This is a genomic window from Sphingomonas faeni (genome assembly GCF_040407565.1).
Classification (GTDB): Bacteria; Pseudomonadota; Alphaproteobacteria; order Sphingomonadales; family Sphingomonadaceae; genus Sphingomonas; species Sphingomonas faeni_F.
The window spans coordinates 16018-40667 of the sequence record NZ_JAPZPR010000004.1 but is presented as its reverse complement, the minus strand read 5'-3'; the positions used below and the strand labels follow the sequence as shown (position 1 = coordinate 40667).

Here is a 24650-nt window from a genome sequence, read left to right as displayed (position 1 = left end):
GATAATTGTCGCGCCGGGCTGTAGCGATCGCGACCAAGGTCGTAATAGGCACGCCGTCGCCATCGCTCGATACATGACAACGAGCCGTTCGCGCTCAACCCGTGGAGAACCCGTGCAGTCCGCCGACCAAACCGCCCCCGTGACTCGCGACGACGCCCGCACCGGCAACGCCGCAGTGATTGCGCCCTATGCCGTCATCGTCATGGGCGTCAGCGGTACCGGCAAGTCTACGCTGGGTGCCGCACTCGCGGGACGGCTGGGATGCGATTTCCTCGAAGGGGACGCATTCCATACGCCGCACAGCGTCGAGAAGATGCGCGCCGGCCACCCGCTCGACGACAACGATCGCTGGCCATGGCTCGACCGCATCGCCGAGGAACTGCAGAAGAGCGCAGAGACCAAGGGCGCCGCGGTCGCGGCCTGTTCCGCGCTCAAGCGGGCGTATCGCGAGCGACTGTCGCGCGCATCCGGTATGCCGCTGCTGTTCGTGTTCCTGGCTACCGGTGACCGTACCGAACTGGCGCGTCGGCTTGGCGGGCGGTCCGGTCATTACATGCCAACCAGTCTGCTCGCGAGCCAGCTCGACACGCTCGAGCCGCCTGCAGCGGATGAATGTGCATTGACGCTCGATGCCGAACTGCCTTCGGGGCAGCAATGCGCCGTCGCACTCGACTGGCTCCGTCGGCAAACCGGCTAGCGCGGCAAGCCCGACAAAGGTCGTAATGGCCTCACAGGGTCGCAGCCTGATACGCGGAGGCCTTGATAACGGGCACTGGCACTGCGCGCGGGGATCAGCCACGATGGCGCGCGTTTACCCGAAAGGATCGGTGATGGAACTCGGCAGACGTGATCTCCTGATGGCCGCCGCCACGCTGGCTGCCACCTCCAGCAGCGGCGCCTGCGCTGCGCCTGCACGGAAGCTCGGCTACGCGATCGTCGGGCTCGGCTATTACGGGCTCCAGACGATCCTGCCGCAGTTCGTCAATTGCGCGCATTCCCGCGTGACCGCGCTGGTCAGCGGCGACCGTCCCAAGGCGCTCGCCGCCGCGGCCAAATACGACGTGCCCGAACGGTCGATCTATACCTATGCCGATTTCGACCGGATCCGCGACAATCCGGACATCGACATCGTGTATGTCTGCCTGCCCAATGCGATGCACGCCGAATACACCATCCGCGCGGCGAAGGCGGGCAAGCACGTGATGTGCGAGAAGCCGATGGCGGTGTCGGTCGCGGAATGCGAGGCGATGATCCGCGCCTGCAAGACTACGGGCAAAAAGCTGATGATCGGTTATCGCTGCCACTTCGAGCCCTCCAACCGCGAGGCGATGCGGCTGGCGCGCAGCGGCGCGGCAGGCAAGATTCGCTACGTCCGATCCGAACACGGCTTCGTCCAGGGCGACCCGACCAAGTGGCGGTTGAAGCGTGCGCTGTCGGGCGGCGGTTCGCTGATGGACATGGGCATCTACAGCCTGCAGGCAGCGCGCTACATGACCGGCGAGGAGCCGATCGCGGTCACCGCGCGCGAATCGACCGATCGTCGCGATCCCCGTTTTCGCGAGGTGGAGGACATGATCGAGTGGACGCTCGAATTCCCCTCCGGTGCGATCGCGGGCTGCCAGTCGATGTACAGCGCCAACCAGAACCATATCCTGCTGATGGGCGACCAGGGCCGCATCGAGCTGGAACCCGCGACGCGCTATGAGGGGAACCGGATGTGGACCGGTGGCGATGGCCGCGAGCGCGAGATCACGGCCCCGCCCGGCCCGGGGAAAACGCAGTTCGCGGGCCAGCTCGATCACCTGGCGGAGTGCATCCTCGACGGCCGCGAACCGATCGTCTCCGGCGAGGAGGGCTTGCGCGACATGCGGATCGTCGAGGCGATCTATCGCTCGGCGCGCGAAGGCCGGACGGTGACGCTGTGATGCGGGGCCTGTTCGCGCTGATGGTCGCATTGGCGGCTACGAGTGCGCTACCCGCGCAGACGCCCGATCCGACCGGCTTCGCGTCCTCCGTCGAGGTTCGCGCGCGCGCCGCGGCGTTGGAAAGTGCGATGAAGCCCGGCCAGGGGTTCGCCTATGCACCTTTGGTGCAGGCGGACGGTTCGGTTGCGGCGCTCGAGGTGTGGAAGACGCCTGGCCGCCCCGCCGTACACCCGACCGACGCCGAATATGCGACCGTGATCGCCGGTGCGGGGACTCTGGTGTCGGGGGGGAGGCTGATCGCGCCGCGAACCCGCTCGCCCGGGCTCGTCGACGGTGATCGCATCGAGGGTGGCACGACCCGCGCGCTTGCCCCGGGCGACGTGTTCCTGATCCCTGCCGGAACACCGCATGTGTTCGGCGTCGACGGCCGACTGGTGCTGCTCGGGATCAAGGTCGCGAGGCCGGCGCGCTAGATCGCCTCAGGCCCGCGTCATCGCGACTGTTTTGCCAAATCGCCAGCGAACGAGGCCCGGGCCTTCGCGACGATCCTTGGCAGCAGCGTCGGATCGACGAATGCGGCCGGGTCTCGACGCTCCCCACGCGCGATGACGTCCGCGAGTTCGGGATGCGACGGCAGGACGATGTCGGCGTGCAGCGTGCCGAGCATGGCGATGCTGCGGCGGTAATCGGCGACGATACCGGGATAGGCGCGGTTGCCGATCAGGCGGTTGCCCGCGACGCTGACACTGCACGGGAAGACGACGTCGAGGGGGCGCGGCTTGGCGGGGATGTGCATCGTCCAGGTCGTGCAGCCGGGCGTGTGCCCCGGCGTGGCGCGTGCGGTCAGCGTGACATTGCCGAGCGTGACCTTGTCGCCGTCGCGGACGCCACGATCGACGTGGACCGGCGGGAAGCGGATGACTCCGTAGCTGGTCTCGCCAGGCGGCGTGCCGGTTTCGAGCGCGGAGACGTCGCGGGCGCCAGCTACCACGCGAGCGCCGGTTGCGCGTTTAAGTGCGGCGACACCCACGGCGTGATCGAAGTGCGCGTGCGTGACGAGGATGAGCTTTACGTCGCGCGGGCGTACTCCAGCGGCGGCGATGTTGCGTTCGATCATGCCCGCATTTTCGGCGAGCGTCCCGTCGATCAGGATCGCGCCGGCGCTGGTCTTGATGAGGTAGGCCGCGATACCTTCGCTGCCGACATAGGTGATCGGGCCGGCGATCGGGAACGGGGCTTGCGGCCGGGTCCAGGCGGGCGGATCCGCCGCACCCAGTAGCAGTGGCGTGGTAGCGGCGATCGCAAGCGCGCTAATCAACGACCTAGCGCGACGACCTAACGATCCTCCCCCGCCAGGGGGAGGTGGCAGGCGTAGCCTGACGGAGGGGGCGGTATGCGATGCCATCTGTTTCGTGTCCTCCCCCTCCATCTGGCAAGAGCCAGCCACCTCCCCCTGGCGGGGGAGGATCGCGTAGTGCGTGGCTAGCTTATTCCCACTCGATCGTGCCGGGGGGCTTCGAGGTGTAGTCGTAGGTCACGCGGTTGATGCCCTTGACCTCGTTGATGATCCGGGTCGCGACGCGGGGCAGGAAGTCGCCGGAGAACTGGAACGCCTGTGCGGTCATGCCGTCGGTCGAGGTTACCGCGCGCAACGCCAGCACGTTGTCGTAGGTGCGGCCGTCGCCCATCACGCCGACGCTGCGGACCGGGAGCAGCACCGCGAACGCCTGCCAGATCGTGTCGTAGAGGCCCGCCGCGCGGATCTCCTCGAGATAGATCGCGTCGGCCTTGCGCAGGATGTCGCAGCGTTCCTTGGTCACTTCGCCGGGGATGCGGATCGCGAGGCCGGGTCCGGGGAACGGGTGACGGCCGACGAAGATCTCGGGCAGCCCGAGTTCGCGCCCCAACACGCGGACCTCGTCCTTGAACAGCTCGCGCAACGGCTCGACGAGCTTCATGTTCATGCGCTCGGGCAGGCCGCCGACATTGTGGTGGCTCTTGATCGTCACCGACGGACCGCCGGTGAAGCTGACGCTCTCGATCACGTCCGGGTACAGCGTACCCTGTGCGAGGAACTCTGCCCCACCGAGCTTCTTCGCCTCGGTATCGAACACGTCGATGAACGTCTTGCCGATGAACTTGCGCTTCAGCTCGGGGTCGGTGATCCCGGCGAGGCCGCTCAGGAACAGCTCCTCGACGTTCACGTGGATCAGCGGGATGTTGTAGGCGCCGCGGAACAGGCTGACGACCTGCTCGCTCTCGCCCGCGCGCATCAGGCCGTGGTCGACGTACACGCAAGTGAGCTGTTCGCCGATCGCCTCGTGGATCAACACCGCGGCGACCGCGGAGTCGACGCCGCCCGACAGGCCGCAGATGACGCGGCCCTTGCCGACCTGCGCGCGGATCTCGGCGATCTTGGTCTCGCGGAACTCGGCCATCGTCCAGTCGCCGCTCAGCCCGCAGACGTGGCGCGCGAAGTTGGCGATCAGCTTGCCGCCATCGGGGGTGTGGACGACCTCGGGGTGGAACTGCACGCCGTAGAAGCGCCGCGCCTCGTCGGCGACGATCGCATAGGGCGCCCCGGTCGAGGTGGCGACGGGGGTGAAGCCGGGCGGGATCGCGTCGACCTTGTCGCCGTGGCTCATCCAGACCTGATGACGCTCGCCTTCCGCCCAGAGGCCGTCGAACAGCGCGCAGTTGGACTTGACCTCGATGAAGGCGCTGCCGAACTCGCCGCCATCGCCCGAGACGATCACGTTGCCGCCGAGCTGCGCCGACATGACCTGCTGGCCGTAGCAGATGCCGAGGATCGGGATGCCCGCCTCGAAAAAGCGCTGCGGCACGCGTGGGGAATTCTCGGTGGTGACCGAGGCGGGGCCGCCGGAGAGAATGATGCCCTTGGGCTGCATCCGGTCGAACGCGGCCTCGGCGGACTGGAAGGGGGCGATCTCGCTATAGACGCCGGCCTCGCGCACGCGGCGGGCGATCAGCTGGGTTACCTGGCTGCCGAAATCGACGATGAGAATGCTGTCTGGGTGCTCCATGTCGGGCGCATAGCCGGATGGAGGCCTTAACGAAAGAGGCCGCGCCTCCCGGATGGGACACGCGGCCTCTTTAGTGTCATCCGTTTTCCTGCGAACGCAGGAACCCAGGGTGACGGACGATAGCGCTTTTGATCCTGGGCTCCTGCGTTCGCAGGAGAACAGTCTTACGCTGCGTCGTCGTACTCGGCGTCCGACATCACAGGACCCGAATCCTGGCCCTTCGCCGAGACGTCGCGGTCGACGAACTCGATGACGGCCATCGGCGAGGCGTCCGACATGCGGATGCCGGCCTTGATGACGCGAGTGTAGCCGCCGTTGCGATCCGCGTAACGGGTCGCGAGCGTGTCGAACAGCTTGATCAGCTGCGCGTCGTCGAGCAGCTTGCCGTGCGCGAGACGACGGTTGGACAGGCCACCCTTCTTCGCGAGCGTGATCAGCTTCTCGACGTAAGGACGCAGTTCCTTCGCCTTGGCGACGGTGGTGGTGATCTGCTCGTGCTTTATGAGCGCGGCGCTCATGTTGCGGAACAGAGCAAGACGGTGGGCCGAGGTCCGCTGAAGCTTACGGCCGCCTACGCGATGGCGCATGTTTAATACCTTTTCGTTCGTTCAGGGGCCGTGTGAGGTACCCGGGAGCTGGTGGGGACGATGAGCCCACCCAAATTACCGTCATCCCAGCGAACGCTGAGATCTCCATGAGGAGCGGACCGGACCCGAACCGCGATACCCCAGCTTCCGCTAGGGTGACGGCATGGGGTCCGGAAGCGCTTACCCCATTATCTCCTGCTCGAGCTTCTTGGCCATCTCTTCGATGTTCTCAGGTGGCCAGCCGGGGATTTCCATGCCCAGGCGAAGACCCATCGACGACAGCACTTCCTTGATCTCGTTCAAGGACTTGCGGCCGAAGTTAGGCGTACGCAGCATCTCGGCTTCGGTCTTGCCGACCAGATCGCCGATGTAGATGATGTTGTCGTTCTTGAGGCAGTTCGCCGAACGCACCGACAGCTCCAACTCGTCGACCTTCTTGAGAAGGTAACGGTTGATCTGCTGCGTGTCGCCTGCCGGCTCCGCACCACCGGCAGCGGGTGCTGCCTGGCCGATCGGGGCCGACGAACGCGTCACCGACGAATCGTCGAAGTGGACGAACAGCGCGAGCTGGTCCTGGAGGATGCGACCGGCATAGCCGACTGCGTCTTCCGGAGTGATCGTGCCGTCGGTTTCGATCGTCAGCGTCAGCTTGTCGTAATCCAGGTCCTGACCGACGCGGGTCGGGTCGACCTTGTACGACACCTGACGTACCGGCGAGTACAGCGCATCGACCGGGATCAGACCGATCGGCGCATCGGCCGGGCGGTTTGCGGTCGCGGGCACGTAACCCTTACCGATGTCGGCGGTCAGCTCCATGTTGAGCGTCGCACCCTCATCGAGGTGGCAGATCACGAGATCCTTGTTCATGATCTCGATGTCGCCCGAGACGGCGATGTCGCCGGCCTTGACTTCACCCGGACCCGTTGCCGAGAGCTGGAGGCGCTTGGGCCCCTCGCCCTGCATGCGGATCGCGATCTGCTTCACGTTGAGGACGATGTCGGTCACGTCCTCGCGGACGCCGGCCAGAGACGAGAACTCATGCAGCACGTTCTCGATCTTGATCGAGGTGACGGCCGCGCCCTGCAGCGACGAAAGCAACACGCGACGCAGCGCGTTGCCGAGCGTCAGGCCGAAGCCACGCTCGAGCGGCTCGGCGATGAAGGTCGCCTTGCGCTTGGTGTCGCCACCGGCCTTTTTCTCCAGGCCGCTGGGCTTCTTGAGTTCCTGCCAGTTCTTTGCGTTGACAGACACATGCTTCCCCTAATTTGGGGGCCGGCGAAAAGGACTTCCGCCGACCGTTAAAATGCACCCGTGCCGCGCGATCAACCGCGCACGGGCAACGTCGGAGAAATCAGACGCGACGACGCTTCGAAGGGCGAACGCCGTTGTGCGGGATCGAGGTCACGTCACGGATCGACGTGATCTGGAAACCGACTGCCTGAAGTGCGCGCAGTGCCGATTCGCGACCCGAGCCGGGGCCCTTGACCTCGACTTCGATCGTCCGGACGCCGTGCTCGGCGGCCTTCTTGCCGGCGTCTTCCGCTGCGACCTGGGCCGCGTACGGAGTCGACTTGCGCGAGCCCTTGAAGCCCATTGCGCCGGCCGACGACCACGAGATCGCGTTGCCCTGGGCATCGGTGATCGTGATCATGGTGTTGTTGAAGCTGGCATTAACGTGAGCGACGCCAGAGGTGATGTTCTTGCGCTCGCGCCGCTTAATGCGCTGAGGTTCGCGTGCCATGGTGTATTTCCTGACCTGTATCTGCGTGACGCCGGGCGGCCCGTTGGGACCAGCGCCGGCGGAGTAATCCATTGAAAAAGTGGATTACTTCTTCTTGCCGGCGATCGGCTTGGCCTTGCCCTTGCGGGTGCGCGCATTGGTATGCGTGCGCTGGCCGCGGACCGGGAGGCCCTTGCGATGACGCAGGCCGCGATAGCAGGCGAGATCCATCAGGCGCTTGATGTTCATCGAGGTCTGGCGGCGCAGATCGCCCTCGACGGTGTGATCGGCGTCGATCGTCTCGCGGATATGCAGGACTTCCTGGTCGGTCAGGTCCTGGACGCGGGCGGTGTCGGCGATGCCGAGCTTCGCGACGATTTCCTTGGCCTTGGTCGAACCGATGCCGTGAATATAGGTCAGCGCGATCACCACGCGCTTGTTGGTCGGGATATTAACACCCGCGATACGTGCCATGAACTTGGTTCTCCTGCTCCACGAGGTCCGGCATGGCTGCACAGACCCCATCTCTTAGCGATGAACCGAAACGCACGATAGCGACGAACGCAAACAAGCGCCGCCGGAACCGTCGTGTCGGGGAGAGTTCGAATAAGCGCGTGCTAACGCAGTGTCAAGCGAGCGGTTCCACGGCAGACGGTGCAGCCTGTCGCAGCTTGAGCCAGCGACGGAACGAGACGACCGTCCAGATCAGCTCGACCACCCCGAACGGCCACGCACCCTGGAGGAAACCGTAGATCGAACCGAGCACGCACCCGAACGCGAAGCCGAGCGTCCACCAATGCGAGCCGGCCTCCTTGGCGTAGCATAGCAGGGTGAAGGAGACTGCGGCTAGGCCGAATAGGGATAATGCGTCCATGCTCGACGAGTTAATTGGCGTCATGGCAAACGGCAAACGGCAAAAGACGACCGAACTACCCGAGCCGGAATGCTGCAACGACAGAGTGATGCCGTAGCGTTCGAGAGGATGCAGGAAACACCGGCGGCAATCAGCTAGAGCAAGGCTCGAAAACATCAGTGCCACACAGCGATTTTAAGATTGCGATGTACCACAGAACAGGCAATATTTCTTGGAAACGAGAGAGGTGATTGATGATCACGATTTCTGCTAGCGTCGGGCGGCTTGGCGTCAATCGTCCAGACGATGTCAGCAAAGTTCAAGATTTGCTTCATCGTGCAGGCATGAACCCGGGTCCTGTCGATCACATCGCAGGACCGAGAACGATAGCGGCGATCAACGGTTATCAGCAGCACATACTTCGGGCCCCTGACGGCAGGGTCGACGCGAATGGCCTGACCCTACACCGCCTGAATGCCGCAATCACGCGGGCCGCCCCGCCACGCAGCCCATCTCGGATTCAACCATCTCAAGTCCAACAGGCGCCAGCCCCCTCCCGCGTGGCAGCGTTGGCACCCTCGTCAAAAGCAATGCGGACGGACTGGACAGGAGACAGCGAAGCCTGGCCGCAAGACAAGAAACTGGCGAGCCTTGATCCGGTTTTTCGGCGCCAGATCGAACCCATCCTAAGCCAGTTGCGTACGGAGGGATTCAAGCCAAAAATCATATTCGCCTGGCGATCGGTTGCCAAGCAGCTCGTGCTCCACCGCCAGGGCCGCACCAAGGTCCTGTTCAGTTTTCATAATGCACAGACACCGCAGGGCATTCCCAATGCTCTGGCCGTAGACGTGGTGGACGAACGCTGGGGCTGGAACGAGCCGAACTGCCATGTTTTCTTCAAGGCACTGGGCAGGATCGGCAAGATGCATGGCTTGGTATGGGGCGGCGACTGGACCAGTTTTCGAGATTGGGCTCATCTGCAAGGCCGGCAGAATTCGGCGTTGCGGCAAGTAAAGCGGGAGAGCGGCTTGTGAACGTGTTCAGGACCGACCGTTCCGTCGCAGCACAGCTCGTGCTGACTTGCTGCATGCTGAATGTCGTCCAGCCCTCGCAGGCTCAGGCGCCGGCCCACGCGCGGGCTATGTCAGCCACGAAGACGTTTCTCGTCCTGCAAAGCGCAACCGATCCGCTGGCGCTGGTCGGAGCGGACGTCGCGCGCCGATCGCCCGGAGCCTGGGTGATGGCAAGCAGCGATTGCCCGGAGATGCGGCCGGGCCTTTATGTGCTTGTGCGGACGATCGCTGCCGATCCGTCGCCTGTCCGATCCGGCGGCGCCTATACGAAGCGCTGCACCCCCAGAGCAGACAGCCTGACCGCACGGAACCTGCCGGCTGTCGACGGAAGCTTCGCCGCGATGCGCGCCGCGCCAATCAACTATAGCGGCATCGACATTGTCAGCAGCGTCAAGTCCGGGCTGCTGATAAGGCCGTGGTACGTTGCGTCGCGCGATGACCCGCGCGAAGGGCTCCGCGTCGCGGTCGACGACGTGATGGGTCCGCGGCGGCCCATCGAGCGAGATTGCACGGCACCCGAAGTCGCGCGCACCCGGACGAACATCGCGATCGCGTGCGCGATCGAGCAGGTCCGCGAACAATATGTCTATCGCACGACCGTCTATCGAATCTCGGATCTTGCTCCAATAAGGACGATCCCACGCTGCCGCCAACCTCGGCTGGCGCCAAACATGGTGCGCTGTGCCAGCCAATCGGTAAGTGCGAATGGCGAGGTGAATTTGGCTGGCGATCGGAGCATAACGCTTCGATGATGGCAGACCGGGGAAACGCTTAAACGCGATATTGCCGTTCGACGCCAGCAACCGTTCCCTTCATTTCCGCCCGAACAGCTTCTCGATGTCGCCGTGCGCGAGTTTTACCCAGGTGGGGCGGCCGTGGTTGCATTGGCCGGAATGCGGGGTGACTTCCATTTCTCGGAGGAGTGCGTTCATTTCGGCGACCGACAAGATGCGGCCGGCGCGGACGGAGCCGTGGCAGGCCATCGTGCCGGCTACTGCGTCTAGGCGCTCCTTTAGGGAGAGGGCTTCGTCGAAGGCGGCTAGTTCGTCGGCTAGGTCGGTGACGAGGCCTTTGGGGTCGCTTTGGCCGAGGAGCGCGGGGGTAGCTCGGACTAGCATGGCGTGGGGGCCGAAGCGTTCGAGGTCGAGGCCGAATTCGGCGAGTTCTTCGGCGCGGGATTCGAGGCGGTCGCAGGCGGATTCGTCGAGTTCTACGACTTCGGGGATCAGGAGGGCCTGGCTTGCGATAGTGCCACCGATCAACGCGGCGCGCATGCGTTCGAGGACGAGGCGTTCGTGGGCGGCGTGCTGGTCGACGAGGACTAGGCCGTCTTCGGCTTCGGCTACTATGTAGGTTTTTGCGACTTGGCCGCGCGCTACGCCCATCGGGAAGGCGGCGGTTTGGGGCGGGGGCGCCCACGCGGGTTCTGCGCGCGCCTGCGGGGGTGACGCGAAGAAGGTTGGGCGGGAATCGTTGACCGCTCCGTAGCTGCGACTTTCCAATGGGAGTCTTTGGAGCGTGCCCTCACCTTCCCATCCGCTTTGCGGACGGGCCCCTTCCTCTCCCCGTTCGGGAGAGGAGATGGATTCGGGTTGCCACATGGCTACAGCGAATTCGGAGGCGCGTTGGCTGCGGTGGCCGGCCGCGTCGAGCGCTCGGCGGAGGCCGGAGACGATCAGGCCTCTTACCATCGCGGGGTCGCGGAAGCGGACTTCGGTCTTGGCGGGATGGACGTTGACGTCGACCTGGTCGGTGGGAACGTCGAGGAACAGCGCCACCACGGCATGGCGGTCGCGCGGGAGCATCTCGGCATAGGCGCCGCGGATCGCGCCCATCAGCAGGCGGTCCTTTACCGGGCGGCCGTTGACGAAAAGATACTGGTGGTCGGCGATGCCGCGATTGTAGGTCGGCAAGCTGGCGACGCCGCCGAGCACGAGGCCTTCCCGCTCTAGGTCGATCGCGACCGAATTGTCGGCGAGTGCGCGATCGGTGAGCGTCGCCACCCTGCCCGGCCGGTCCTCGACCTGCATCGCCGACAGCGCGCGGCGACCGTCATGCTCCAGCGTGAAACCGATGTCGGGCCGTGCCATCGCGAGCCGGCGGACGACGTCCAGGCAGGCGGCGTATTCGGCGCGGGGGGAGCGCAGGAACTTGCGGCGGGCGGGGACGCGGGCGAACAGGTCCTCGACCACGACGCGCGTGCCGGGCGGGAGCGCGGCGGGGCCTTCGCGCTCGACTTTCCCATTGTCGACGGTGCGCGCCCAGCCTTCGGCGCCGCGGATCCGGCTTTCGATCGTCAGCCGCGCGACGCTCGCGATCGATGGCAACGCCTCGCCGCGAAAGCCGAGCGTCACGACCGATTCGATAAACTCGTCGGGCAGCTTGGAGGTGGCGTGGCGTTCGAGCGCCAAGGCCATGTCGGCGGGGGTCATCCCGCAGCCGTCGTCGGCGACTTCGATCCGCGAAGTGCCTCCTTCTGCAAGGAGAATCGCAATGCGCCCCGCGCCTGCATCGATCGCGTTTTCGACTAACTCCTTCAACGCGCTGGCGGGTCTTTCCACCACTTCACCGGCGGCGATGCGATTGACCAGATGCTCGGGGAGACGCCGTATTGACATGGGTTTGCGTCTAGACCAAGCGACGGCATCCCGCGACCCGCAAACGCCATTTAAACAGGCACCCGGTGCTCGACATCACCGGCGGGTCACGCGAGATGATGTGTGCGATGTGCCGCCCGTCCGGCGGCCAGGATTACGGGACCCTGATTGAATGGCCTTCTACTCGCGTTTCTTCAAGTTCATGTCGCACGACATGGCGATCGACCTCGGCACCGCGAACACCGTCGTCTACGTCCGTGGCCGCGGCATCGTCCTGAACGAGCCGTCGGTGGTCGCGGTCGAGACGATCAACGGCATCAAGCGCGTCAAGGCGGTCGGCGACGACGCCAAGATGATGATGGGCAAGACGCCGGGCAACATCGAGGCGATCCGCCCCTTACGCGACGGCGTGATCGCGGACATCGACGTCGCCGAGCAGATGATCAAGTATTTCATCCAGAAGGTCCACGGCCCGCGCAAGTTCGCGCGCTGGCCCGAGATCGTGATCTGCGTACCGTCGGGTTCGACCAAGGTCGAGCGCCGCGCGATCCGCGATGCCGCGTCGAACGCGGGCGCATCGCAGGTCTGGCTGATCGAAGAGCCAATGGCGGCGGCGATCGGCGCGGACATGCCGGTGACCGAGCCGATCGGTTCGATGGTCGTCGACATCGGCGGCGGCACGACCGAAGTCGCGGTGCTGTCGCTGCGTGGTCTCGCCTACACGACCTCGGTGCGCGTCGGCGGCGACAAGATGGACGAGGCGATCGTCAGCTACGTCCGCCGCAACCATAACCTGCTGATCGGCGAAGCGACCGCGGAGCGGATCAAGAAGGAGGTCGGCATCGCCAAGCCGCCGGTCGACGGCATCGGCATGATCATCCAGATCAAGGGCCGCGATCTCGTCAACGGCGTGCCCAAGGAGATCCAGATCAACCAAGGCCAGATCGCCGAAGCGCTCAGCGAACCAGTCGCGACGATCGTCGAGGGCGTCCGCGTCGCGCTCGAGAACACTGCGCCGGAACTGGCCGCGGACATCGTCGACCAGGGCATCGTGCTCACCGGCGGCGGCGCATTGCTCCAGGGTCTGGACGAAGTGCTGCGCGACGAGACCGGGCTGCCGGTGACGGTCGCCGAGGACCCGCTGACCTGCGTCGCGCTCGGCACCGGTCGTGCGCTCGAAGATCCGTTGTTCCGCGGCGTGCTGATGAGCGGCTAAGCGGTTGGTTTTGCTTTAAGACACGCGGACACGAAATCGCGTCGTCCGAGTCGCGGGGGATCTGGCCCTCGCGGTTCGCCGGCGCCCGAGACAGGGGGACAGGCGCATGGCGCCAGCCCGCGACCGGCGCACGGGGTTTTCCCGGCGTCGGCAATATGGTGTGTTCATGGGCTATGTGCTCGCCGTCGCCGGTGCGGTGGTGGGCTTGGTGCTGCTCGTCGCGTCGATGTTCAATCCGCCCGCGTTTTCCGCGCTGCGGATGGGCGTCGCGGGCGTGACGACGCCGGTGTCGACCGGGCTCGCGACGGTCGGGTCTTCGATTTCGGGCATCCCCGATGCGATCGGCAACTACTTCTTCGTGAAGCAGGAGAACGTCGCGCTGCGCGCCGATCGCGAGCGGACGCGCGCGCTGCTGATGCGCGCGCGGACGATCGCCTATGACAATCGCCGGTTGCGATCGTTGCTGGCAATCCGCGATCGCTCGCCCGATCCCGTCGTCACCGCACGGCTGGTGAGTTCGAGCGCGTCGAGCGGGCGGCGCTTTGCCCTGCTCAACGCCGGCCGCTGGAACGGCGTCTTGCCCGGTATGCCGGTCCGCGGTCCCGACGGGCTGATCGGCCGCGTCGTCGAGACCGGGCCGAACGCGGCGCGCGTGCTGTTGCTCAGCGACGGCGACAGCATCGTCCCCGTCCGCCGCACGCGCGACGGCATGCCCGCGATCGCGGCGGGGCGCGGCGACGGGATGATCGACATCCGCTCGGTCAACGCCACCAACGTCCGCTTCAACGCGGGCGACCTGTTCGTGACGACCGGCACCGGTGGCATCTACGCGCCCGGCGTGCCCGTCGCGCGCGTGATGAAGGCGGGGTCGGATTCGGTGATGGCGCGGACGTTCGCCGATCCGGATACGCTGGACTTCGCGCTGGTCGAGCGGATGTTCATGCCCGTGCCCCCGCCTCGCCCGGTGACGCAGCAATGATGCCGCCCCGCCTAGTGGACAGCGTCGACTATAAGCCGTTCGAGACCAAGATCCCCGCCGGCCGGTCACGCGCGATCCCTTGGCTGACGGTGATGGCCGGATCGCTGATCACGATCATCCCGGTTGTCGCGACGATCCCGCTGCTGCCGCCGTTCGGGTTCGTCATGCTGCTCGCGTGGCGGCTGCTCGCGCGGTTCGCGTTCAAACCCTGGGCCGCCGCCCCGCTCGGCTTCTTCGACGACCTCGTCAGCGGCCAGCCGCTCGGCAGCGCGGTGCTGATGTGGTCGCTCGCGTTCGTCGCGATCGACATGATCGAACAGCGGCTCGCCTTCCGCGACTATTGGCAGGACTGGCTGATCGCCGGCGGGCTGATCGCGGCGTGCATCCTGGTCGGACGCTTCATCGCGGTACCGGTCGGCGCGCATGTCGACACGATCCTGATCGCGCAGATCGCGGTCACGATCCTCATGTTCCCGCTGGCCGCCCGCATCGTCGCGGCGATCCAGAACAAGCGCGGTGCCGAGTGAGGAATACCCCGCGGATCGTCACCGAGATGTCGCAGGCGTACAGCTTCTCGCGGCGTGCGTGGATGCTGGGCGCGGCGCAAGGCGGCGTCGGGCTGCTGCTCGCCGGCCGCATGGCGTGGCTGTCGATCGCGCAGAACGAACGCTACACGCAAATGTCGGAGAGCAACCGCGTCAACATGACGCTGTTGCCGCCGCGCCGCGGCTGGATCGTCGACCGCCACGGCGTGCCGATCGCCAACAACCGCACCGATTTCCGCGTCGACATCATCCCCGACCGCCTGCGTGACAAGGAGCGCGTGCTGCCATTGCTCGGCCGCATCCTCCAATTGCCGCCCGAGGAAGTCGAGCGGATCGCGATCGACCTGGAACACGCCGCCGGATTCCAGCCGGTCCAGGTCGCGGAGAATCTCGATTGGGAGCGGTTCGCCGCGGTCAGCGTGCGGCTGCCCGAACTGCCCGGCGTCGCGCCCACGCGTGGGTTCGCGCGCAGCTATCCGGCCGGGGCCGCGGTCGCGCACCTGACCGGCTATGTCGGCGTGCCCAACGCCGAGCAATACAAGAAGACGCACGACCCGCTGCTCGTCACCCCTGGCTTCAAGCTTGGCAAGGACGGGCTCGAGAAGATGCTCGAGGCCGAGCTCCGCGGCGTCGCTGGCGCCAAGCGCGTCGAGGTCACCGCGCGCGGCAAGCTGGTCGCCGAACTCGCGACCAAGCCCGACGTCCCCGGCAAGACTGCGCGGCTGACGATCGATGTCGGGCTTCAGGAATATGCCGCAAGGCGGCTCGGCACCAACTCCGGGTCGGTCGTCGTGCTCGACACCCGCACCGGCGAGATGCTCGCGATGGTGTCGATGCCGGCATACGATCCGAACAGTTTCTCGGACGGGATCAGCCATCTCGAATGGCAGATGCTGAGCGACGACGATCACGTGCCGCTGATGAACAAGGTCACGCAGGGGCTGTATCCGCCGGGTTCGACCGTAAAGCCGATGAACGGCCTTGCGCTGATGAACGCCGGCGTCGATCCATCGACGCGCGTGAATTGCTCGGGCGCGATGCGGCTCGGGACCAGCGTGTTCCATTGCCACAAGAAGAGCGGCCACGGTCCGCTCGATCTCAAGAACGCGATCATGCAGAGCTGCGACATCTATTTCTACGAGATGGCGCGGCGGGTCGGCTACAACGCGATCGCGCCGATCGCGCGGACGCTCGGCATGGGGCAGAAGTTCGACCTGCCCTTCTCGACGCAGCGCTACGGCACGGTGCCCGATCCGGCATGGAAGCTGAAGAAGTACAAGCACGACTGGACCGTTGCGGATTCGCTGAATGCGTCGATCGGCCAGGGCTATGTACTCGCCAATCCCCTGCAACTCGCGGTGATGGCGGCGCGGCTCGCGTCGGGGCGTGCGTTGCAGCCGAGTATCCTCGCCAGCCACGTTCACCGCGACTCCCCTGCCCTCGCGATCGATTCCGAGCATCTCGCGCGCGTGCGCGACGCGATGTTCGGCGTGATCAACCAGGGCGGCACCGGCGGCGCGGCGAAACTGCTGATCCCCGGCGTCGCGATCGCGGGCAAGACCGGCACCGCGCAGGTCCGCCGCATCACGATGGCGGAACGGCGCTCGGGCGTGCTCAAGAACGGCCAGCTGCCGTTCAAGATGCGCGACCACGCGCTCTTCATCGGTTTCGCGCCCGCCGATAATCCTCGTTACGCGCTCGCGGTGGTGCTCGAGCATAACGGCCACACGGTGCGCAATCTCGACACGCCGATGATCGGCCGCGACATCATGACCTACATGCTCGACCGCGAGCGTGCGCTGAAGTCGCTGGCCGAAGTCGAACCGACCTGGGGCGGCGACATCCGCACGCGCATGGCGGCGACCGCGGAGACCTACCGCAAGGCGCAATCCGCGCCCCCGGCTGCGATCGCGACCAAGACCGACGCGATCATCCCCAGCGACGCCCCCGCGGTCGAGAACGCCACCGACATGGCCAACGCGACGCAGGAGGCGCTGACGGCGCCGGGCGCGACCGTGGCAGAGGACGATTCGCGGGACCGCCAGCAATGATCACATCCACGCCATGCCCATGAACCGTATCGTCCCCGAGCCGCTCGCCAAGCTGCCGTGGCGCGTCCTGCTGCTGGTGGTCGCGATCGGCTGTTTCGGCCAGGTCGTGCTGTATTCCGCGGCCGGCGGCTCGCTCACGCCATGCCGATGAACCGTATCGTCCCCGAGCCGCTCGCCAAGCTGCCGTGGCGCGTCCTGCTGTTGGTGGTCGCGATCGGCTGTTTCGGCCAGGTCGTGCTGTATTCCGCGGCCGGCGGCTCGCTCAAGCCCTGGGCGCTGTCGCAGGGCATCCGCTTCTTCGTCCTGCTCGCCGGTGCAATTGCCTTGTCCTACGTCCCCGAGCGGACGTGGAAGGCGGGCTCGTTGCCGGCCTATGCGCTGATCGTCGTGTCGCTGGTCGCGGTCGAGATCCTCGGCAAGGTCTCCGGCGGGTCGCAGCGCTGGCTCGACCTCGGCTTCATCCGCCTGCAACCGTCCGAGTTCATGAAGCCGGCGATCGTACTCGCCTGCGCCAAATTCTACGACATGCTGCCGCCTGGCGAGACGCGACGGTTCAGCGCGGTATGGCCTGCGGCGCTACTGATCGGCGTCCCCGCGGCGATCGTCATGAAGCAGCCCGATCTCGGCACCGCGCTGATGATCTGCGCGGGTGGCGCGACGGTGATGTTCCTCGCCGGCATCCCGCTGCGGCTGTTCGCGGGCGGTGCGATCACCGCCGCGGTCGCGATCCCGCTGGCGATCAACTTCGCGCTGCACGATTACCAGCGCAACCGCATCCTGATCTTCCTTGACCCCGAGAGCGATCCGCTCGGCACCGGCTATCACATCAGCCAGTCGAAGATCGCGATCGGTTCGGGCGGGATCTGGGGCAAGGGCTTCCTGCAGGGCACGCAGAGCCATCTCGACTATCTCCCCGAGGGGCACACCGACTTCGTCTTCGCGACGATGGCGGAGGAATGGGGCCTGGTCGGCGGCTGCCTGCTGATCCTTGCCTTCCTGCTGGTGATCCGCTGGGGGATCGAGGTCGGCCAGCGCGCGCAGACCCGCTTCGGCCGGCTGACCGCCGCCGGGCTGTCGACGACGATCTTCTTCTACGTCGCGATCAACCTGATGATGGTGATGGGCCTTGCCCCCGTCGTCGGCATCCCGTTGCCGCTGGTGAGCTTTGGCAGCTCGGCGCAGATGACCGTGCTGCTGTGCCTCGGCATCCTGATGTCGATCGACCGCCAGAACCGCAAGACGGTCGGCTGGTGAGCCGAAACCCGGTTTAATTCGCGAAAAAGCGGCCTGATCGAGCAAAACGGCCTCGGATCGACGAAAAGGGGGTTGCGGCCCCCGCCGAGTCTGCTAACAGCGCGCCTCCAGCAGCGGGGTGCCACACCAGGGCGCCACTCAAAACCGCCCCGGAATGGACGCATAGCTCAGTTGGTAGAGCAGCTGACTCTTAATCAGCGGGTCCTTGGTTCGAGCCCAAGTGCGTCCACCATCCTTCACCTTGAAAACAAACGATTTTCTCGGTGGCGGAGCTGTGTTCTCCCGACATGTTCCGACACGGTCTTCCGACAATTGGAGCTATCTCCGCTCGACTCTTATGGGTTGTCGTGCCCTTCTGCTGTGCAGATCGGGAGGGCGCGTGGCGAAGAAATTCACAATCCAATATCGGCAATTGAAAACCCAAGGGCTTAACGACGGAGTGGACCTTCAAGCGGTCTTAATCGACGTGCTTAGGCGGCGGCACTGGGACGACAACGCAAAGCTCCGAATCATCGATATTGACCAAGATCAAAGCTTCGTCATTCTCAACAAGATATCCGATCCAGCCACCTGGGATGGACCTGTATTTGCTGGGCAACTCATCCATCTGCAGGAAGGGTCTGATGTTCAGGCGGTTATGCAATCCCTCGAAGAGGATACGGCAGAGTTCGTCCTTCAGAACTTGAACGTCGGCGATGCAGCCCGGGTACTCAAGGGTACCCTCTATTTTGCCATTGCCGGAAACCATGTCGGTCTGATCGAGGGTCAGCAAGTCCGCGGTCGGACTTTAGAACGCTATCTTACCGCGCTTCTGCAGCGGGCCGAAGAGTTCGAGCCTGGCCAAGCTGTCATTCTCAACGGAAAGTTTACGGCCGGGGATGGCAAGGAACTCAGTGAGTCCTCTGAAATCACGGTTTCCGCGGTACCGAATGCCGGATCGGAGGGAATCCGCCCCGGGGCCGCGCAACGGGCAACAGATATTGTTGAGAACGAAGTAGCCCGAGCCCGAGAGGAAGGCGCGACGGTCTTCGATGTTCTCGCCACCTTGGGTTGGGATGCTGCGGCGATTGAAAGCCTACGTGCTGAGGTTCCTGACGATGGCTGGATCGAAGGCTTCTTCCGCGTCCTGATCAAACAGCGCAGTCGTAAAAAGCCGATCTCACGAGCCACGATCAATGAGGCTCTTCGAAACATCGACCCCGCCGACCTTGGTCTCCGCGGTGACGGCAGCGAGAAAGGCGGTGTGGTGAAGCTTTCCACCCAGCGGAGCATTAATACGCACGGCTCGCTTCTCGATCCTGCAGATGCTATGGAACAGATTGTGAACGCGCTTCGTGAATGGGCGGCAGCCGGGAAGATCGATTGCAACTTCGACCGATAGATCGTTTGGCCCTTTCGGCGGCGGCCGTGGCTGGAGCTTTGCTTACCCCAGGCACCGTGTCTGGGGACAGCGGTCGAATGCTCGTGACGTTCCTAGGCTTGGTTTCGGCTAGTATTTTGCCGACCATCTCTCTTCTCGTGAACAGTATGACGGCAAGCGGGCGATCGGTTAAAGCGATCGACGAACTCGAGTCCGAGTTGCAGGCTTCTATGGACGCGCTTTTCCTGCTGTTTGGTTGCGTGGGGACTGTGGTAATCGGCCTTGTTGCCCTCGCAACGCAGCCGCCGGCCATCTTCACGAAGGTCCCCTACCTTACCTCTGAGATGTTGCCCCGTTTTGGTCAGGTCGTTGTCGTAGCTGCGTCGACGTTTACCGTTCTACGAATTGGCATGATCCCAGGTATTCTCCGGCGGTCGCTCACCGTTCGTCATCGCATCGCGGTTGAAGAGGCAAGGCGTAAAACTTTGGAAAAAGCACCGGACGCGCCGACGACCAGAGCCTTCTTTCCAACCCATCCCGAATTCGGCAAACCTGTAAAGCTAGAAGACGTTTCTCCCGGCACTCACTGAGCCGAACCGCCCAGTGTGTTAATGTGCTCACGCCTTACAGAGGCGATCCGACGCGCCTTTTCCGCGCTAGCTTTGTTATAAATCTGCGTGACCGCCAGCGTCTTATGGCCGGACACCGCGCGCACATCGTCCTCGCCAGCATCGCCGATCTCGGTGATACCGCCATGCCGGAAGCCGGTGAACGTCATATTCGTGGGTAGCTTGGCTTCGTCGCAAATCTTACGGTTGATCGTCGACATGCGGCGCTCGGTGTATTTCTTACCGGTGCGCTCTTCGAGGACAATCACGGTCGCGTCGGCGGCAACCACCGCGCGCGACCGGGCTAGCTCTTCTTCGAGCTCCGGGTACAGCGAGACCAGCTCACCCGGCTCGTCTCCAATCCCGGCGACGGCAATCGACAGCGGCAATACTACGGGATTGCCGGTCTTCGACTGCACCAGCGAGATTGCGACGCCCGGCCTATAGCCAGCCCACTCGATCCCGCGCCGCTCGACACCGTCCGGATCCTCGAAGCCGAACGCATCCCACACGCGCTGGCAGCACTCGAAGCACAGCGCGGCGGCGGTCGCCATCGACTGGAAGCCCAGCTTACGGGCTGTCTCGCGGTAGAGGTTGTATTCTGCCCGGCTCGTCTCACGATTGCCCTTGGTAGCGGTACTGGATAGCCCCATGCCCTTGAACGGGTTCTCCTTCACGCCAGTCACCCGGTGGTGACGTGCTGCCCAAGTCCAAACGAGCCGGCAGACCTGCATGGCATAAGACGCCTGCCGATCGCCCTTCTCCTTGAGCTTCTGGTACAGCTTGTCAGCTACGGTCGCGTCGACCTTGGACGCCATGCGCTTGCCGAGCGGCGGCTGACCGGCCTTCGGCTCGAACGCGACCAGCATGTCCATGAGCGCCTTGTAGTCCTTGCGCGTCTTCGCTTTGTTCTTGGTAAAGCGCTCCTGCTCGCGGTACCACTGGAACAGCCAGGCGACACTGCCCTCGGCGATACGCCCCTGCCCCATCTCGCCGGTCCGCCACTCGCGCAGCGCCTCGTTCAACGCGGCGCCCTTCGCATGAACTTGCGCTAGGTCGGTACCGAGCGCTGTCGAGATCACCGGGCACGCTTGGCCATGGCGCATGGCGGCTGTCAGCTTGCCAGTCTTTGGATCCTTCGTGGGTCGCGCCCAAGCCGGCAGCTCGAAATAGTAGCCGGTTTTGTCACCGGCGAGCTTCATCGGCCGGACGTAGGCGGGCAGTCGTGCGATCGCCATCAGTCGAACTCGATCACGCCATCGTCGGCGGCCGCGGCGAACAGGCTCTGGACTGCGGCGTCGAGCGACGAGCGGGCGGCGATCGCCGCGCCCCGAGGTCCACGCATGCAGAAGCGGACAGTGCCGCGTCGTTCCCACTCGCGCAGTTGCGCGTCCGCAACGCCGGTATAGGCGAGCGCCATCTCCCGGGTCATCGCGACAGGCCAGTCCGGCAGCCGCTCGAGTGCGAGGCCCATCAGTGGATACTCCCGAGGGTTGACTTGGGATAGTACGATGCGCCGGAGCCCGGCCACGGTCGTCGCGCGTTCGAACTGTTCCACGAGAGGAGCAGATAATGACCGACGGCAATCAAACTGACCCGAGCGCAGCTGACTTCAAGGACACCGCCGAAAAGAGCGCAGAGGCCGGGATCGCAGACGAAAGCGCGGCGTACGAGCAGGCGATCGAAGGCGACGACGATAAGGTCGCCGAGGGGGAGTGGAAGTCGACCAACGACGGCAGTGGCACGAGCGAGACCGACTGACCCATGGCCCGATGTCGCGGCGTTCGGAACACAACCGGCGCCGCGACAATCGAACACCGCAACGTCTTTCAAGAACGCTCCGTCCAGATCGAGCTGACCTTGCCTTATATTAACTTTGTCAATCGCGATGGGTGGTACCGTCTCAGTGTTGAGGGGAACGAGACCGATGGACTTGCCGTGGAAAGAACAGGCGACGTTGGTTCGCTTGCCGACTGCCGAGCAGGCTGACGACCAGTCTTCTACAATCCTGTTCGAGGGCTCGCTTTTAGCGTTGGCCGTCCGAGTGCGAAATATGAAGCCCGTCGAACGACGAGGCCTGCGGTTATCTCTTCCCGATCGCCACGTCCGCCCGCACAGCTTCCAGGGCGAGACATTGGCCGATCTAATCGATCGTATCCCAAAGGCGGCATAGCCGAAGCGGCGACCGGTTGCATTTAGCACAACTGCGCTGCGGGAGAGCGCATTTGCGGGACTGCCAGTCCACGGCCACATGTCAGTTTGATGCTGCATAGCAGCAACGACGTCTATGAGGTTCGCATGTTTTCCCTGATCGCACTCTACTTCCAATATCGCCAAACTCAGGCGGCCACCGTTCAGGCAGAAGCTGCAGCGATCCGTCAGGTCCGCGCTGCCAATGATGCGGGCGCAAATCCGGCGGTTGCTACGGCAGCCTGACGGGTCAAGCGGGGGGCCCCCTCCCCTAGCGGTGTTCCGAAGCGTCACGCGGCAATCTTGCGGAACGGCGTGACGTTAGCGGCAGTTAGCTCCCGCTCGCCGCCGCCCGGCCCGCCTCCTGCGCCAGTGCGCTCGACCCACTCGCCACAACCACGGCTCTCATGGGTAACCGGGAACATCGAGACCGGGAACGGGGAATTGCCCTGGACCACGCTCGGCGCCCGGCGCTGGCAAGTACCCTCGTCCGCTGCGCACGAAGGGTCGCGCTGGGCATTCGCCAGCTTCGGCCCCGTACGGTGCCAGTGGCGGCACGACGCGCACGAGTTGGCCGATCGGTTCATCAGCATGTCGGAACCCTCCCGTCCCACTGGCCGCACTCGGTCTCCTGGTGCGTCACCGGGAAAGCGCTGGCGACGTAGATGTCCCGCTCGATGTCGTCGTACTCCGGCAGCGGCACGCTGAGACCGGGGAGCATCCGCGCGAGCAGCGTCTCGCTGATCCGCGGCGGGTTGTAGCGGCAGTCGCCGAACTTCTTCGAAATGTCGCTCTCGGCGTAGCGATCCCAGAACCGGCAGGATGCGCAGGTCATAGTACGTGCCCCGAATGCTCGCCGCAGTCGTGCGCACGATGGACGTTCGGAAAGAGCGATGTAACATGGCCAGAGTTCGACCGGGTCATCCGCGGTGGCCAACGGCGACAGATGCCCACGGCGCTCAACGGATCCTTCACCGGCTCGACCGTCGCGTCGGACGCGGCCTTCGCATTAAAGTGGCTGCAGGTAGCGCAGGTCATGCGCCCTGCTCCGCCAAGCTGACACCTGCGATGCGGGCAAGGTCCTCGATCGCGCCCCAGGCCATGCGCTCATACATGCCAGACATACGCAGGCCCTCGATGAACTTTGGATCCGCCGTGTTCGAGATCGCGAGGTCCGACCAGTCGCTGCCGTCTTGGTTCATAAACGCAACGCGGAGCTTAGCGATGGCGCCCTCGAGCGTCGTAGCGCGGGTATCCAGCAAGACCGTCTCGGCGGCATCGACACGCGAGAAGTACGCGTCCTCCTGCTCCGCCGTCCACGGCCCTTTATCGGCGGCCTCGAACTCGTGACGCCGAGTCGTGAAAGCAGCAAGCAGCGCCTGATCCGTTTGCAGGTGTGCGCCGTGCCGACCGAAGCGACGGGCGTCGAACATCATCTGCTCGATTACCTCCCTGCTGCGAGTTAGGTCGCTGTCACGGTTCTCGGAGAACAGCTTGAGCTTGATCGCAAGCTCCGCCGCGCTTGGAGCCGGTATCAGATAGAGCCGGACCTTCGCGTCATGCAGCTGATCCCAGAGACCATCGCAATGCCCCTCGATGTCGGTGTAGTCGACCTCGTTGCATTCCGCCTGCGCTGCCGCATCATTTGTGAAGTCGTAGCTTGATGGCCACTTGTCCCGGACTGCCCTAAACCGCGCGTCGGCTGGCAGCACGACATCCTTGTAGTATCCTTCGGCTTGCGCCTTGATCTCCCGGTAGCTGTCGTATGCACGACGCCACTGGATCAGCGGCCCGCGCATGAAGCGATCGTAGCCATCCATCACAAGTTCCGAAGGGCCCGCGTCGTCTTCCCCCCGCGCGAAGCTGAAGGCGCTTGTGATTGCGTGACCGATCTCAATCGACAGGGCGAGCCGGGACTTGGACACGTCCCAGGCTCGCGCGCTGAGCTCGTTCACCATGTCGGGGATTGGTGAGAAGTTGCGTAGATCCCTGCTTAGTCCGGCGAGTAGATCCCCACCGTTAACGTCGAACTCGCCGTATTTGCGATCGAAAGGGCCGAAGGAGGGCGCGTCGATTGTCTCGATACATGCCAGCAGCATCGTGAACAGCAGGTCGTGCACGTTCTCGGCATCGACATCGCTAACGAGGGACAGTGCCTCCGCCGTCGCCGCGCAGCGTTCCTCTCCGTCATCATCACTCGTATAGAACGCGCAGGCGTGTGACGCCGTCTCGCCCCAACGCAGGAACGCCGTATACATTGCTGGCGACAGCAGATTGCGCGCCGTGTCGATCAGTGAGCAGGCGATGCTCTGGATCAGCTCGACGTCGGAAGACGCTGCGACTCCCTGGTCCCAAACCAGATCCTCCAGTGTGCTGTCGCGGGTGTCCGCCGGCAGCTTCGCCATCGCGTTGTGGACCGCGGTGGTTGCCTCGCCTGCGATGAAGGCGACCCGGATGTTCGGGCGTGGAGCCGGTGCCGGAGTGTATGCGAAACCGGTGTGTTTGAACTGCGTTGCCATGTGCGTTCTCCTGCGAGGACGCAGGAGTGCGGCAGAGGCTTCCTATTGGAGCGTGCGGTACGGGCCTGCGATCACCGTCTGACGACCGCAAGGGTGCTCAGGTGATGAGGCTATTTACGCATAATGCGT

The 24650-nt window shown here is 64.6% G+C and carries 27 protein-coding genes and 1 tRNA gene; 16 read left to right on the top strand and 12 right to left on the bottom strand.

Annotated features, from left to right (window positions below; all coding sequences use genetic code 11):
- Window positions 1–112 precede the first annotated feature (112 nt).
- The 3 genes from O6Y00_RS09255 (at window position 113) to O6Y00_RS09245 (ending at window position 2398) form a co-directional block, all read left to right on the top strand.
- Complete coding sequence (locus O6Y00_RS09255; protein WP_353442304.1) at window positions 113–697, top strand: gluconokinase; 585 nt, start codon at window positions 113–115, stop codon at window positions 695–697.
- 133 nt (window positions 698–830) lie between these two features.
- A complete protein-coding gene (locus tag O6Y00_RS09250) occupies window positions 831–1925 on the top strand; it encodes a Gfo/Idh/MocA family protein (RefSeq protein ID WP_353442303.1) in 1095 nt (364 codons plus the stop codon).
- Complete coding sequence (locus O6Y00_RS09245) at window positions 1925–2398, top strand: cupin domain-containing protein (protein ID WP_353442302.1); 474 nt, start codon at window positions 1925–1927, stop codon at window positions 2396–2398. Before O6Y00_RS09250 ends, O6Y00_RS09245 begins: the two co-directional genes overlap by 1 nt.
- A 17-nt stretch (window positions 2399–2415) precedes the next feature.
- On the opposite strand, the gene bla is transcribed toward O6Y00_RS09245, so the two are convergent.
- The 7 genes from bla to O6Y00_RS09210 all read right to left on the bottom strand — a co-directional run bounded on the left by bla (window position 2416) and on the right by O6Y00_RS09210 (window position 8150).
- Window positions 2416–3243, bottom strand: coding sequence for a subclass B3 metallo-beta-lactamase (gene bla / locus O6Y00_RS09240; protein WP_353442301.1), 828 nt, complete (start codon window positions 3241–3243; stop codon window positions 2416–2418).
- 169 nt (window positions 3244–3412) lie between these two features.
- Entirely contained in the window at window positions 3413–4969 is a 1557-nt protein-coding gene (gene guaA, locus O6Y00_RS09235) for a glutamine-hydrolyzing GMP synthase (RefSeq protein WP_353442300.1), read from the bottom strand.
- Between the two features lie 164 nt (window positions 4970–5133).
- Window positions 5134–5556: a 50S ribosomal protein L17 gene (rplQ, locus tag O6Y00_RS09230; RefSeq protein WP_056482675.1), complete on the bottom strand. Its 423-nt coding sequence runs from the start codon at window positions 5554–5556 to the stop codon at window positions 5134–5136.
- A gap of 180 nt (window positions 5557–5736) precedes the next feature.
- Complete coding sequence (locus tag O6Y00_RS09225) at window positions 5737–6807, bottom strand: DNA-directed RNA polymerase subunit alpha (protein ID WP_031395236.1); 1071 nt, start codon at window positions 6805–6807, stop codon at window positions 5737–5739.
- A 100-nt stretch (window positions 6808–6907) separates the two neighbouring features.
- Window positions 6908–7297 carry a 30S ribosomal protein S11 gene (gene rpsK / locus O6Y00_RS09220; protein WP_031395237.1) on the bottom strand — a complete coding sequence of 130 codons (390 nt, stop codon included), beginning with the start codon at window positions 7295–7297 and terminating at the stop codon, window positions 6908–6910.
- 84 nt (window positions 7298–7381) lie between these two features.
- Window positions 7382–7750, bottom strand: a complete 369-nt coding sequence (gene rpsM, locus O6Y00_RS09215) for a 30S ribosomal protein S13 (RefSeq protein WP_056015521.1) — start codon at window positions 7748–7750, stop codon at window positions 7382–7384.
- 154 nt (window positions 7751–7904) lie between these two features.
- Complete coding sequence (locus O6Y00_RS09210) at window positions 7905–8150, bottom strand: hypothetical protein (protein WP_353442299.1); 246 nt, start codon at window positions 8148–8150, stop codon at window positions 7905–7907.
- A gap of 233 nt (window positions 8151–8383) precedes the next feature.
- Between O6Y00_RS09210 and O6Y00_RS09205 the strand changes: the two genes are divergently transcribed.
- The gene (locus tag O6Y00_RS09205; protein ID WP_353442297.1) at window positions 8384–9163 is read left to right on the top strand and encodes a peptidoglycan-binding protein; all 780 of its coding nucleotides are present in this window, start codon (window positions 8384–8386) and stop codon (window positions 9161–9163) included.
- Entirely contained in the window at window positions 9160–9954 is a 795-nt protein-coding gene (locus O6Y00_RS09200) for a hypothetical protein (protein ID WP_353442296.1), read from the top strand. The genes O6Y00_RS09205 and O6Y00_RS09200 overlap by 4 nt, the downstream gene beginning before the upstream one ends.
- A gap of 60 nt (window positions 9955–10014) precedes the next feature.
- Here the strand turns inward: O6Y00_RS09200 and mutL are convergent, their stop codons facing one another.
- Window positions 10015–11820: a DNA mismatch repair endonuclease MutL gene (gene mutL / locus O6Y00_RS09195; RefSeq protein WP_353442295.1), complete on the bottom strand. Its 1806-nt coding sequence runs from the start codon at window positions 11818–11820 to the stop codon at window positions 10015–10017.
- A 151-nt stretch (window positions 11821–11971) separates the two neighbouring features.
- On the opposite strand from mutL, the gene O6Y00_RS09190 reads away from it, so the two are divergent.
- The 9 genes from O6Y00_RS09190 to O6Y00_RS09150 all read left to right on the top strand — a co-directional run bounded on the left by O6Y00_RS09190 (window position 11972) and on the right by O6Y00_RS09150 (window position 19794).
- Window positions 11972–13015: a rod shape-determining protein gene (locus O6Y00_RS09190; protein WP_055878614.1), complete on the top strand. Its 1044-nt coding sequence runs from the start codon at window positions 11972–11974 to the stop codon at window positions 13013–13015.
- A gap of 106 nt (window positions 13016–13121) precedes the next feature.
- Entirely contained in the window at window positions 13122–13994 is an 873-nt protein-coding gene (gene mreC, locus O6Y00_RS09185) for a rod shape-determining protein MreC (RefSeq protein WP_353442294.1), read from the top strand.
- Complete coding sequence (mreD, locus tag O6Y00_RS09180) at window positions 13991–14521, top strand: rod shape-determining protein MreD (RefSeq protein ID WP_353442293.1); 531 nt, start codon at window positions 13991–13993, stop codon at window positions 14519–14521. Before mreC ends, mreD begins: the two co-directional genes overlap by 4 nt.
- 26 nt (window positions 14522–14547) lie before the next feature.
- Window positions 14548–16590, top strand: coding sequence for a penicillin-binding protein 2 (gene mrdA, locus O6Y00_RS09175; RefSeq protein WP_353442675.1), 2043 nt, complete (start codon window positions 14548–14550; stop codon window positions 16588–16590).
- A 19-nt stretch (window positions 16591–16609) separates the two neighbouring features.
- Window positions 16610–16741, top strand: coding sequence for a hypothetical protein (locus tag O6Y00_RS09170; protein WP_353442292.1), 132 nt, complete (start codon window positions 16610–16612; stop codon window positions 16739–16741).
- The gene (gene rodA, locus O6Y00_RS09165; protein WP_353442291.1) at window positions 16738–17844 is read left to right on the top strand and encodes a rod shape-determining protein RodA; all 1107 of its coding nucleotides are present in this window, start codon (window positions 16738–16740) and stop codon (window positions 17842–17844) included. The genes O6Y00_RS09170 and rodA overlap by 4 nt, the downstream gene beginning before the upstream one ends.
- A 156-nt stretch (window positions 17845–18000) precedes the next feature.
- A tRNA-Lys gene (locus tag O6Y00_RS09160) sits at window positions 18001–18076 on the top strand.
- 147 nt (window positions 18077–18223) lie between these two features.
- The gene (locus O6Y00_RS09155) at window positions 18224–19225 is read left to right on the top strand and encodes a hypothetical protein (RefSeq protein WP_353442289.1); all 1002 of its coding nucleotides are present in this window, start codon (window positions 18224–18226) and stop codon (window positions 19223–19225) included.
- Between the two features lie 77 nt (window positions 19226–19302).
- Window positions 19303–19794: a hypothetical protein gene (locus O6Y00_RS09150; protein WP_353442288.1), complete on the top strand. Its 492-nt coding sequence runs from the start codon at window positions 19303–19305 to the stop codon at window positions 19792–19794.
- Here O6Y00_RS09150 and O6Y00_RS09145 read toward each other — a convergent pair.
- Window positions 19788–21050, bottom strand: a complete 1263-nt coding sequence (locus tag O6Y00_RS09145) for a hypothetical protein (protein WP_353442287.1) — start codon at window positions 21048–21050, stop codon at window positions 19788–19790. The genes O6Y00_RS09150 and O6Y00_RS09145 overlap by 7 nt on opposite strands.
- Window positions 21050–21286, bottom strand: a complete 237-nt coding sequence (locus O6Y00_RS09140) for a hypothetical protein (protein ID WP_353442286.1) — start codon at window positions 21284–21286, stop codon at window positions 21050–21052. The genes O6Y00_RS09145 and O6Y00_RS09140 overlap by 1 nt, the downstream gene beginning before the upstream one ends.
- Window positions 21287–21384: 98 nt before the next feature.
- On the opposite strand from O6Y00_RS09140, the gene O6Y00_RS09135 reads away from it, so the two are divergent.
- Both O6Y00_RS09135 and O6Y00_RS09130 read left to right on the top strand, forming a co-directional pair.
- The gene (locus O6Y00_RS09135) at window positions 21385–21573 is read left to right on the top strand and encodes a hypothetical protein (RefSeq protein ID WP_353442285.1); all 189 of its coding nucleotides are present in this window, start codon (window positions 21385–21387) and stop codon (window positions 21571–21573) included.
- 501 nt (window positions 21574–22074) lie between these two features.
- Entirely contained in the window at window positions 22075–22248 is a 174-nt protein-coding gene (locus O6Y00_RS09130; protein WP_353442284.1) for a hypothetical protein, read from the top strand.
- Window positions 22249–22588: 340 nt separating this feature from the next.
- On the opposite strand, the gene O6Y00_RS09125 is transcribed toward O6Y00_RS09130, so the two are convergent.
- Window positions 22589–22837 (bottom strand): hypothetical protein, encoded by a 249-nt coding sequence (locus O6Y00_RS09125; RefSeq protein ID WP_353442283.1) that lies wholly within the window; start codon window positions 22835–22837, stop codon window positions 22589–22591.
- Window positions 22838–23036: 199 nt separating this feature from the next.
- Window positions 23037–24521, bottom strand: a complete 1485-nt coding sequence (locus O6Y00_RS09120) for a hypothetical protein (protein ID WP_353442282.1) — start codon at window positions 24519–24521, stop codon at window positions 23037–23039.
- Window positions 24522–24650 lie beyond the last annotated feature (129 nt).